The sequence below is a fragment of the Clostridia bacterium genome, from assembly GCA_017410375.1.
Lineage (GTDB): Bacteria > Bacillota > Clostridia > RGIG6154 > RGIG6154 > RGIG6154.
Window position 1 is genome coordinate 16357 of the sequence record JAFQQW010000023.1, and the last position, 12596, is coordinate 28952.

Annotated in this window: 6 protein-coding genes; 5 read left to right on the forward strand and 1 reads right to left on the reverse strand. The window is 45.3% G+C overall.

What is annotated here, in order from left to right; genetic code table 11:
* The first annotated feature begins 57 nt into the window (after positions 1 to 57).
* Positions 58 to 840, forward strand: coding sequence for a helix-turn-helix domain-containing protein (locus IJE10_03505; protein MBQ2967173.1), 783 nt, complete (start codon positions 58 to 60; stop codon positions 838 to 840).
* A gap of 29 nt (positions 841 to 869) precedes the next feature.
* Here IJE10_03505 and IJE10_03510 read toward each other — a convergent pair whose 3' ends face one another.
* Positions 870 to 1616: a polysaccharide deacetylase family protein gene (locus tag IJE10_03510; protein ID MBQ2967174.1), complete on the reverse strand. Its 747-nt coding sequence runs from the start codon at positions 1614 to 1616 to the stop codon at positions 870 to 872.
* 224 nt (positions 1617 to 1840) lie between these two features.
* Between IJE10_03510 and gap the strand changes: the two genes are divergently transcribed.
* The 4 genes from gap (at position 1841) to IJE10_03530 (ending at position 12561) form a co-directional block, all read left to right on the forward strand.
* A complete protein-coding gene (gap, locus tag IJE10_03515) occupies positions 1841 to 2851 on the forward strand; it encodes a type I glyceraldehyde-3-phosphate dehydrogenase (GenBank protein ID MBQ2967175.1) in 1011 nt (336 codons plus the stop codon).
* Positions 2852 to 2932: 81 nt separating this feature from the next.
* Positions 2933 to 3982 carry a hypothetical protein gene (locus IJE10_03520; protein MBQ2967176.1) on the forward strand — a complete coding sequence of 350 codons (1050 nt, stop codon included), beginning with the start codon at positions 2933 to 2935 and terminating at the stop codon, positions 3980 to 3982.
* A gap of 302 nt (positions 3983 to 4284) precedes the next feature.
* Positions 4285 to 7125, forward strand: a complete 2841-nt coding sequence (locus tag IJE10_03525; protein MBQ2967177.1) for an S-layer homology domain-containing protein — start codon at positions 4285 to 4287, stop codon at positions 7123 to 7125.
* Positions 7126 to 7992: 867 nt separating this feature from the next.
* Positions 7993 to 12561 (forward strand): hypothetical protein, encoded by a 4569-nt coding sequence (locus IJE10_03530; GenBank protein ID MBQ2967178.1) that lies wholly within the window; start codon positions 7993 to 7995, stop codon positions 12559 to 12561.
* Positions 12562 to 12596 lie beyond the last annotated feature (35 nt).

The window sequence follows — 12596 nt, forward strand, 5'->3', positions numbered from 1 at the left end:
AAGTTGTTGAAAAATACGCAAAATAAATGTATAATAAAGGAGAAAGGGGGTACGACCATGCAAACGAAGGTACATCACTTCACATCCTTGCGGCAAAAGCTTTACATTTCGGAACTCGGATATATGGGGTGGACAGGCAAGCATAGGGTAAAGCCCTATATGCGGAATGTGTATATTTTGCATTTTGTCACCAAAGGCAAAATGCGATATTGCGGACAGGAAATTCAGGCAGGGCAGGGATTTTTAGTGGCAAAGCAAACGGTGCACAGTATGGATTTTGACGGGCAATCTCATGAGCTTTTCTGGTTTGCCTTTGACGGAGAAAGTGCAGAAATACTTTTGAAAGAAATCGGACTCTCCCCCACAACCCACGGTACGTTTAACATTAACAATTTGCCATATGTGGAAGCGCTGTTGCGAATGGCGCTCAAAGTGTGCGATAAAGATAAAAATGAAGAAGTTGCCCTATCGGCATTTTTAGGGTGTTTGCCTTTCCTGGCGGTACGCCACGGGGAAACTCCCGTGGAGCGCGGCTATTTTGAAGCAGCGGTCAGCCTGATGAAACGAAACCATTACCGTCATCTTTCCATGAATGATATCGCGAGAGAAATCAATGTTTCTGAAAAGCATCTCTGTAAGCTGTTTAAAGCCCGGTGCGGGCAATCTCCGAAGCAGTACCTCACCGGCATCCGTATGGAAGCAGCGAAGAAAATGCTTTTAGGGTCTAATCTTGCAGTCAAGGAGATAGCAGAAATTGAAGGCTATTCCTCACAGGGCGCTTTTTCCCAGGCTTTTACCAATTATTTCGGCGTAAGACCTACGGCTATGAAGAAAAAATAAAAAAGGATGTTCCGTACGGAACATCCTTTTTATTTGGCAATATCTGTGATGAGGTCCTCGTGACCGCGATTGCGTCTGCCGACAATGTTGGCTGTCGGAAACACATAGGGTTCTCCGCCGGTGGAAAAGGTGATGTTTCCAAGCCCGCGCTCGTGTACCAGACGATCGGAATTGGCGGAATATACCCCGTTTGGATAAGAAAGGGAGGTAACCGGTCTGCCGATCATTTTTTCCAGATGAGATTTGTTGTGTGCAAAATCATTCAAAACATAGTTAGGCGTCCGTTTGATATGCAGACGTTTTATGGTAAGATAAGCATTTAAATGCAGATAATACGAATGGTTTCCGATTTCTGCCCGGGGGGACTGCGACAAGAGCTTTAATGTATCATCGGTCAAATAGTCGGAATAATTCAATCGGCTGCCTATCACAAAGAAAGTCGCACAGGCACCGTGTTTTTCTAAAATGGGAAGCGCGTATACATAATCGCTCATATATCCATCATCAAATGTCAAAACCGCGGTTTTTTGATTGGGGTCAGGCGGATTTTGTGCAATCTCCCCTGCTGTTTTGAAAACATAGCCTTTTTCTTTCAGATAAAGAATATCATTTTCAAAATTCTGCGGCGAAGTGCACCAGGGACTCCACTCGCTCGGATTTTCAGATAGCTTGTGGTACATAATCGCAACAAAATTATTTCGGGTATAGGAGTTTGCCGAAACAGGCATAACTTGTATGAAAACAATAAAAACAATCAAAAGTGCAAGCTTTTTCATTCTGTTTTCTCCTTTGACGCGATAATAGTTTTCTCTAAAACGCAAAAGCGTTTTACGCACAATTCAGCATAAAAACAGTCTTTTTTCCCTTAGAAAAAGTATACAATTATCCTCTTTTTTTGTCAATAGTAAAATTTTTTTAATTATTTTTAAAAAAAGGCTTGTTTTTTTGAAAAAAATGGAGTATAATGTTTAAGATATCAATATTAAGGAGGATTTTTACTATGTCCGTAAAAGTAGCTATTAATGGTTTTGGCCGTATCGGCCGTCTGGCTTTCAGACAGATGTTTGGTGCAGAAGGTTATGAAATCGTTGCAATCAACGACCTGACCAGCCCCAAAATGCTCGCTCACCTCTTAAAGTATGACTCTGCACAGGGCAGATACGACGGTCATACCGTAGAAGCTGGTGAAGATTCTATCACCGTAGATGGCAAGACCATCAAAATTTATGCAGAAAAAGACGCTAAAGATTTGCCTTGGGGTGCAATCGGTGTTGACGTTGTTCTCGAATGCACAGGTTTCTACTGCTCCAAAGATAAGTCTCAGGCTCACATTGATGCAGGTGCGAAGAAAGTTGTTATTTCTGCTCCCGCAGGTAACGACCTTAAGACCATCGTATTCAGCGTAAACGAAAACACTCTTACCAAAGAAGATACCATCATTTCCGCTGCATCCTGCACCACCAACTGCTTGGCTCCCATGGCTAAAGCACTCAATGACTATGCACCCATCCAGTCCGGTATCATGGCTACAATCCATGCTTACACCGGTGACCAGATGATCTTAGACGGTCCGCACAGAAAAGGCGACCTCCGTCGTGCAAGAGCAGGTGCGGTTAACATCGTTCCTAACTCTACCGGTGCTGCAAAAGCAATCGGTTTGGTTATCCCCGAACTCAATGGCAAACTCATCGGTGCTGCACAGCGTGTACCCGTTCCGACAGGTTCTACCACCATCTTAACCGCAGTTGTTAAGGGTAAGGACATCACCAAAGAAGCAATCAATGCTGCTATGAAGGCTCAGGCTTCCGAATCCTTCGGTTACAACGAAGACGAAATCGTTTCTTCCGATATCGTTGGTATCCGTTACGGTTCCTTGTTTGATGCTACCCAGACCATGGTTGCTCAGATTTCCGAAGACCTCTATGAAGTTCAGGTTGTTTCCTGGTACGACAATGAAAACTCCTACACCAGCCAGATGGTTAGAACAATCAAATACTTCGCAGAACTTTAATTTGCAAATTTTTAAAAAGGGGTGCTCGCACCCCTTTTTTTCAACCCGACTTTCTTCTATATAATATACGGAGGCAAAAATATGTGTAATATTGCAGGCTATATCGGCAAAAAACAGGCAGCCCCTATTCTGTGCGAAATGATGCAGAGAGAGGAAGCGTTCTGGGGAAGCTATTATACAGGCATCACCGTGCATGACGGCAACAAGCTACAGACCGTAAAAGTTGTAGGTAATATGGAAAATTTCTTAAATGAAACAGACGGCATTCATTTTAAAGGAAACATTGGCTTTATGCACAGCCGTTCCAAAGGCGGCGGCGACGTGGAATGGGGTCACCCCTTTACCAATCGGGACGGCTCACTTTCCTATATCGCAAACGGTGGCTTTAAAGGCTTTGAATCGGACGATATATTCACCAAAAGAGGTGTCCTTGCCACCGAGCTGGAGCAAAAGGGCTATCTTTTCCGTTCCAAGGTTGCGGAAAGCATGACGGGCTACCCCAATCTTGCAGACGGTGGCACGGTGCATTGCAGTGATTTGCAGTGCCAGCATATCGCATCCCTGATTGATGAGGGTCTCTCCCCTGCCGAAGCGATGGCGAAAAGCAATTCCCTCTACCCTTCCGGCATTGTGGGGCTTTGTATGCATGAAAAAGAGCCTGAAAAAATTTTTGTAACCCGCCTGACCTGCCCGTTGAATGTGGGCATCACCGATGATGGCGATACATACTTTGCCACAACCCTTTTTGCTTTTCCAGAGAATGTTAAGTTCCGCACCATTGAACTTTTGCCTGCGGCAACGGTGTTTGAAGTGTTTATGGGCGGACATAAAGCAACGCCGTATCCCGTTGAGGTAAATAACATTCTGCCCCTCACCCCTGCCCTCTGGCACAATGCGTATGTGGCGGCAGAGAAAATGCTTACGGGAAGAAAAGAAAACCCGGCAACCATTCAGGAGGTGTGGGACACCTGTGATACATTTAAAAAGGAAGGCTTTGTTCTGCAAACCGACTGCATGACCTATGGTGTATTGGAAGCATTAGAGCAGGACGGTAAATTAAATATAGTAGAAGTGCCCGACTCCGGTGCAATGCCCGGTTATGAAACAAAACGCGTTCATTTTTACATTTAAAAGGGTACGAAAACGCAAAACAAACATATACTATACAGACGAAAAACCGTAAAAAACAAACAAAAAACCGTTAAATTGTGTTACAAAACCATTGTTATGTAACAAAAACCGCCGTTGGTTGACAGTTATTTTACAATTGTGTTACAGTTGCAAAAATGCTATTGACAACGGCGAGATTTTTGTTGTATAATTTCGGTGAAGCAAGAGGAGGGAGAAACTCCCGAGAGCGGATAATCCCATTAGGGAGTGTGTCCCTCATCAATCCTTTTGTGAAAAAAATATTTTATAAGGAGGAAGATTTTATGAAAAATCTGACCAGAGTTCTTGCATTAGTACTCGTATTTGCTATGATGCTCAGCACTGTAGCATTCGCTGGCGCTTTCACAGACGTTGCAGCTGACGATGACTATGCAGAAGCTATCGAAACATTGGCTGCTTTGGGCATTTTCAAAGGTTACGAAGATGGTACCTTTGGTGCTGACAAAGCAATCACAAGAGCTGAAGCTGTTGCAATTGTTAACAGAATTCAGGGCTTGTCCAGCGCAAGTGCAGGTGCACAGTCCGTATCCTTGTATACTGACGTAGCAGCTGATCACTGGGCATTGGGCGACATCAACCTCGCAACCCAGATGGGTACTGTAAGCGGTGACGGCAACGGCACCTTCAGACCCGAAGACCAGGTTTCCTATCAGGAAATGGTTAAAATGCTCGTTGTTGCTTTGGGTTATGCTCCCGCAGCAGCAGACAGAGGCGGTTGGCCTACAGGTTACCTCGTAGTTGCTTCTCAGTATGGCGTTTTGGAAGATACCACAAACGTTGGTGCTGCTCCCGCAACCAGAGGCGTTGTAGCTCAGCTTACCTTCAATGCTTTGACCGCTCCTATGATGAAGCAGACCGGTTATGGCGAAAACAAAGAATTCACCGTAATGGATGAAGACGGCAAGACCGAAGTTCTTTTGACCGAAAAACTCGATATCTATCGTGTAGCTGTAACTCCTATCGCTAACGATGCTGAAGCTATCGAAGACACCGTTCAGAAGGCTGGTTATGTTAAAGTTAAGGGTCTCTCTGAAGACGATGCTTGGTTCGGTGTTGCAAAAGCATTCTCCGGCGACAAAGCAGTTCTCTTGAAGGGCGAATCCGATATCGATGCTAAACTTGGTTATGCAGCAGTTGCATACATCCAGGAAAATGCTGACAAAGAATGGGAAGTTCTCTATTCTGCAATCGAAGATGGTAAGACCATCGTTGTAGAAGTAGATCCCGCTACAATCGTTGACGTTGTAGAAAAGACCGAAGCCACCGGTTACATCGAAGTTGAAGATGAAGACGCTGGTATCGAAGAAGAATATGAATATGATGGTAACACCATGGTTGTTATCGACGGCAAAGCTGCTGTTAAATTCAACACCAAGGGTATGGATGCTTTCATGTACGATGATGAAAACGTAATGGAAGGTACCGTTACCATGTTGTTCGAAAAGAACGAAGACGAAGCTAAGTACATCTTCGTTAAGAAGTACTACACCGATATGGTAGAAGATATCAATCCTTCTGCTACCAAGATTTACCTCAAGCAGGGTGCTGCTATCAACTTGGACGAAGATGATGTTGACGATCTCGTTTACACCATCACCAAGGGTGGCGAAGCTATCGACGTTGCTGACCTGAAGGAAGATGACATCATCACCTACAGAACTGCTAACGACAAGAAATTCTATGAAATCATCGTAACAGACACCACCATCGAAGGTTCCATTTCCTCTATCGGTAAGGATTCCGAAGGTGACACTGTTTACAACATTGGCGGCGAAAAGTACAAAGCTTCCGTTTCCGGTTATGCTGCAGGCCTTGACAACAAGTTGCCTTCCGCTCCTGGTGCTGCTGGTACTTTCTACTTCGACGCATTTGGTAAGATCGCTTACTACAGCAGAACTTCCGTTTCTGGTGTTGCTACCGAAAGAGACTACGCTTATGTAGAAGCTCAGGGTGCTGACACAACTGCATTCGGTGCTGCTTTGAAGGTTAAATTGTTTGACGCTGAAGGCGCAATCAAGACCTACACTGTATCTGATAAGTTCATGGTTAACGTTATCATCGAAGAAGATGACGAACTCATCGAAATCGAAGGCAACGACGGTGAAGCATATGATGTATACACCGGCAACGTTATCAATGCTGACGTTATCGACCTCTTCGCTGATCTCGAAGATACCCTTATCGCTTACTCTGTAAACACCGCTGGTGAATTGGATGAAATCACTCTCCCGATCGTTTGGGATGGCGAAAACGACGATGCTGAATTCAACCTCTATGCTTGCATGGAAAATGCTGAATTCGACGAAGACAACAACGAACTTACCGTTCAGAATGGTCCCAGCATCTATGTTGACGAAGAAACTGTAGTATTCTACGTTGGCGACGAAGAAACCGATGAAGAACAGTATGCTATCATGGATCTCAACGCTTTCGAACATGAAGATTTCTATCATGTTGATGCTTATGCAGTAGATTCTGACAGAGTAGCAAACGTTCTGGTATTGAGAACACCTGTTTCCACCGGTAACGAAAAGGGCAACATCGCTCTGTACACCGATTACTCCACCATGAAGAACGAAGATGGTAAGACTGTTTCTGCTATCTCCTTCCTCGAAAATGGCGAATTGGTAACTAAGTTCTGCGATTCCAAGAGCTCTACTTTCGACATCGCTAAGGGTTCCGTATTCGTATACGAACTCAACGAAAAGGGTGAAATCACCTCTATCGAAAAGATCTTCGGTATCACCTATGATATGGACGATATCGCAGGCCTCTACGGTAAAGTAACTTCCGACGAACCCACCTACGTTGTAGGTCAGGTTTACAGCAAGTCCGGCACATCCTTGAGACTTGGTGACTTCGAATCCAAGGATTTCGAAACTCACAAGGTAGCAGGCGATGCTAACGTATACTTGGTTGACAACTCCGGTTCTAAGGTTAAGATCAACGTTTCTGAACTCGGCGAAGTTATGGGTAACAAGTTCGATAAGAACGGTAACCTCTACGAAGCTGACGAAGCTGATAACTTCTATGTAGTTATCAAGTACGTTGACAAGATTGCAACTGACGTTGTTATCTACAAGAACTTCTTCAACAAAGACTGATTCTTTGTAAATCAATAAGTTCATTACAAGCCACGCGTAAAGCGTGGCTTGTTTTTTTGTGCAACGAAAACCACACGATAGTCGCGTGGTTCAATAGAGGTTTACCGATGAACAGACAGGAAACTAAAGTATATAACAAACGTAAATTGTTAAGCAACATTGTAGAATGATACAAACCAAATCGTTGTGAAGCCTTCCCCTCAAGGGGAAGCCTTGCTTAAAATAACCCATTTATGGGTAGCAAGTAATCGTTGCATGGCTGGCAGATGGGTAAAAGCGCACTTGTGCGCAGCCGGTATCGGGTAGGGCGTAGCCATGAAATAAAATACAGCTCTTCCGCACAGCAACAGAAAAAAAGGCTCCCTCTGACGAGGGAGCTGTCAGCCTAGGGCTGACTGAGGGAGAGAATGACGATTTGACGGTTAGCACGTCCTTCGCCTTCAGAATGACATGTGTATTTTTTCTGCACGCAGTCTAAGCAGTTATTACAATATTCTGCACATAATTGCAGAGTTTATTATGACATTCCGCACACACCACATGAAAACGCACTGGTTTTTTATAACTTTTCGTACACTGCACATGAAAACGTAGTGCTTATCATGGTGTTCTACACACACCGCATATAAATTCAGCACATATCATGACATTCCGTATACACTGTACATAAATTCAGTACTTATCATGACATTCCGTATACACTGTACATAAATTCAGCAGTTATTACAACATTCCGCACACACTACATGTAAATTCAGCAGCAACATAGTGTGCGGTAGCATAAAAGACTTGATTTTTTGGGTGATTTGGTGTATGATAGTAGTATAGAATAGTATAACTATCCGCTAAAAAAGGAGAGAATATAAAATGCTGAAAAAAGGATTGTGCTTATTGCTCACCATCTGCCTGCTCCTGCCCCTTATTCCGACAGTTGCAATGGCAAATACCGCAAATATCAGAATTTCAACCGAAGGTTTCCCCGAAAACTGGGTGAATTCCAACCAATCGGTTAAAATTACTGCGGACAATTCCAAAAACCTGGTACAATCCATGACCGTAAACGGCGAAACCGTTTCTCCCGTAAACGGCACACCTTACTATCTCCTCAAACAAATCTCCTTTACCGATAACACCCTCACCATGGGCGTTTTCATGGGCAACCACGCTGCCAACGGCGGTCAGTTTGCCTTTACCTACGACACAACAAAACTGCAGCCTGCAACAGAGGTTGTAAATGATTTTTATATCGGTGCCACCAATATCACCCTCATCAAAAAAGCCCCCACCGATACCCGTGCAGGCAGTGGCTACTTAGATACCGTAAAGGGCAACGGCTATGTGACCTGGGTCATCAGTACAGGCTCTGCGGTTGGCGGTGAAAATACCGAAGTTCCGCTTTTCACCATGTCCTTTGCCTTAAAAGACGGCACGACCCTTTCCGACCTTAACGCGGATACCTTTGGCACGCCTGCGATTTCCGATTTGTATAAACCGTCCATGAACCAGGCACCCTGCCTTACCATTAACGGCACAACCGTAACTACCGATTTAAAGCACGCAGTTTGGCTGAACGATACCGTGTACGGCGACAGCATTTATCCCACCTTTACCTTTGAAGGACAAACCAACGGCGCAGACCCCTTTGAAGTGGTGGTGACCGATAAAAACGGGAATGCACACCCCGAAACCATCCCCGTCAAAGTGGATCTGGTGTCGTCTTTGGATGCACCAACCTTTGATTTAAGCGAAGACCATACCGAAATTACTGTTTCCAATGTGGCTTGTGCTACCAACGCCCCCTCCGGCATCACCTTTAAAGCCGAGCTGTATGTGGGCGGACAAAAACAAGCCGAAAGTGCTGTGCAAAACGGTACCGCAACCCTCACCGCACCCGAAGGCGTAACCGCAACCGTGAAAGTGATTGCCACAAGCGGTGTGGGCGTTACAAGCTCTGCCAATAAAAACATTTTTGTGCCTGTCATTGACAGAATCGGTCCCGAAATTACGGTCAGCGGTCTTCCGCAGACCGAATGGAGCAATTCGGACGTAACCTTTACCGTCTCTGCCTCCGACCCGTCGGGCATCCGTGATATCAAGGTGGACGATGCTCCCTATTTGGAAGCAATCACCGCAACCGAAAGCAAGAGCTATAGCATAGTTGCAACCGATAACGAAGGAAATTCTTCTCAAAAACAGATTGAAATTAAAATAGATAAAACCAAGCCCGAAGCCAACATCACGGTTTCAGACGAATGGGGTAAAACCAACTCCATCACAGTAAATGCCACCGACAATCAGTCAGATGTAAAAGAAATCAAAGTAAACGGCACGCTTTTGACAGGTACCGTTTATTCGGCAACCGACAACGGCTCTTATACTGTAGAAGTAACCGACAACGCAGGCAATACCTTTACCGAAACCGTGACGGTTTCTAAAGTGGATACCACTGCACCTACCATTCAGATCATTGTGTCCGAACAATGGGGACAAACCAATCTGATTACGGTAAATGCAATCGATACTCAGTCGGGTGTTTGCTCGGTGGAAATTAACGGCGTAGCAGTGGATAACCTTGCTGTACAGCAAAACGGTGACTACCCCGTAAAGGTGACCGACAATGCCGGTAATGTGTACGAAACAGTCGCAACCGTAACCAAAGTTGATATCGATGCACCTGTGGTGCAAATCCATAAAACCGAAGGTTGGGCAAAAGAATGTGTGATTTCGGTTTCTGCAACAGACAGCCAATCGGGCGTAAAAGAAATTAAAATCAATGGCGAAGTATGTGAAACCCTTACCGTGACCGATAACGGAAGTGTAGCGGTAGAGGTTACCGACAATGCAGGTAACACATTCACCGAAGCGGTAAATGTGGATAACGTGGACACCGACCTGCCTGAAATTCAGGTAGACGCATTCCCGACAGAGGATGTAAAAGAGTTCAATATGACCTTTACCGCAACCGATGCCCGTTCAGGGGTGGCATCTGTTATGGTAAACGGCAATCTTGTAACCGGTACAGAGGGCATGTACAGTTATTTTGTAAACCAGAACAAGGATTACGAGATTGTGGTGACCGACAGAGCCGGCAACGTGACAAACCAAAGGATAACAGTTAACATCTTGGATGTAACTGCACCTACGATAAATGTTACCGGCAATCCGTCAAATTGGACAAACGAGGATGTGGTTTTAACCGTTTCTGCAGTGGATAACGGTGTATGCACCTTGTATTTTGAGGGCAATTTACTGACCCAAAACACCGTAACGATAACAGAAAACGGCACTTATACCGTTCTGGCGGTGGACGAAGCAGGCAACCAGACCTCCGAAACGGTTGTTGTAAGCTTTATGGATAAACAACCGCCCGAATTGCAGGCTGTGGTACAGCAGACCTGGGGAAAAACCAACACCATTACTATAAATGCGACCGACTCAGATTCGCAGGTGAAAGATGTGAAGGTAAACAATGCGTTATTTAACGGTTCGGTATATACCGCAACGGCGAACGGTGATGTAACCGTAACCGTTACCGATTACGCAGGCAACAGCACAGAGCAGGTGGTAACCGTCAGCAAGGTGGATACTGAAAAGCCGACCGTTACTGTGACCGATGTAAACGACACACCTTGTCTCGCATTTACCTTTGAAATAGAGGCTTCCGACAGTCAGTCGGGTGTAAAAACGGTTTATGTAAACGGCAACCCGATTCAGGGCAACACATTTACTGCAACCGCAAACGGCACCTACATCTTTACGGCAGAGGATTATGCGGGAAATCTGTCGGACAGTGTAGAAAAAGTCCTGAACTCTGTTGATTCTACTTTACCCGAGGTAACAGCGGTTTCGGGCAACCCCGAGGCTTGGCTGAAAGGGGAAGCGGAAATTACCGTTTCTTTCAGCGAGCTTTGTGCATCCGTCAAAGTGGATGGAGAGGCGGTTGCAACAAATGCAAGTTCCGCGACCTTCACCGCAGATAGTAACAAAGGTTATGTGGTAACCTTTGCCGATGTGGCAGGCAACGCAAACAGCTACACGGTAAGTGTAACCTATTTAGATAATAACGCACCCGAATTTTCAGTGAATGTGCAGGAAACCTGGGGGAAGACCAACCTGATTTCGGTTTTGGCAACCGATGCGCAATCAGGTGTAAAGGAAATAAAAATCGGCACTACCGTTGCAAACAGCCTGGTCGTTACACAAAACGGCAATGTAACTGTAACGGTAACCGATAATGCAGGCAACACCGCGACCCAAACGGTGGAAGTGACCAAAGTAGACACCACCGTGCCCGTGGCGGAAATTGATGTGCAGGAAGCTTGGGGGCAGACCAACAGCATAACCGTAACCGCAACCGATACCCAATCGGGCGTTGCGTCTGTTACGGTCGGTGGTACCCCTGTTACAAAGGTGGACGACAAATATGTCTATACCGCAAGCGAAAATGGAGAATATGCGGTTGTTGTAACCGACCACGCAGGCAACCTCTATACCGAAACGGTAAATGTTGAAAAAGTGGACACCGTCCTGCCAGAGCTTACCGTGTCGGATGCACCCTCGCAATGGTGCAAAGAACACACCTTTACCATATCTGTGACCGATGCGTTGTCCGGAATTAAAGAGATTATGGTGAACGACACGGTTCTTACCGAAAACAGCTATAAAGTGACCCAAAACGGAGAATATGTGTTCAAGGCGACCGACAATGCAGGCAACAGCGTATCCAAAACTGTTCAGGTTGAGAAAATTGACACAAGTGTGCCCGTATTTGATGGTGAAATTTCGGTAACCGCGCTTGGCGAAACAAGCTTTACGTTGGCATTTCCCATTGCAACCGATGCATCAAGTGTTACCTACGCCGTAAAGGTGAACGGCGAAGCCAAAGCCTATGACGGCAACGGTAGTTTCTCTCTTACAGGACTTAGTGTGAACACGGAATATACCGTAGAACTTACTGCGACCGATGCGGTCGGCAACCACACAACCCTTTCAAAGATTGTTAAAACTGCAGGACTTGGCAAGGTGAAGGTTGTTATAAATCTTTCCGAGCTTGGCACACCCACAGAGACACTTTTGATGAACGCAACCGTAAACGGTGTAACCAAAGTGGTAGACAATAACGGCATTGCACTGTTTGAGGATTTAACCGCAGGGGAGTACATCGTAAAAATTGAAGGTGCAGGCTATCTGGTGCTGGAGAAAAAGGTAACAGCAGAAAACGGCAAAGAAACGGTGCTGACCGTAAAGGCAGGCACGGATTTACAAGCCGGCGACATCAATGGTGACAAAAAAATCGACTTAAAAGACTTTAATATTATTGGTTCGTACTACGGTGAAAACGCTGTAACATCCGTTCAGAAAACCGCCGACTTAAACCGCGACGGCAAGGTGGACGGCAAGGATGTATCCCTTTTCTTAAAAGGTTTCAGAAAATAAAATAAGCTGAGCTTTTGCTCAGCTTATTTTTCTAT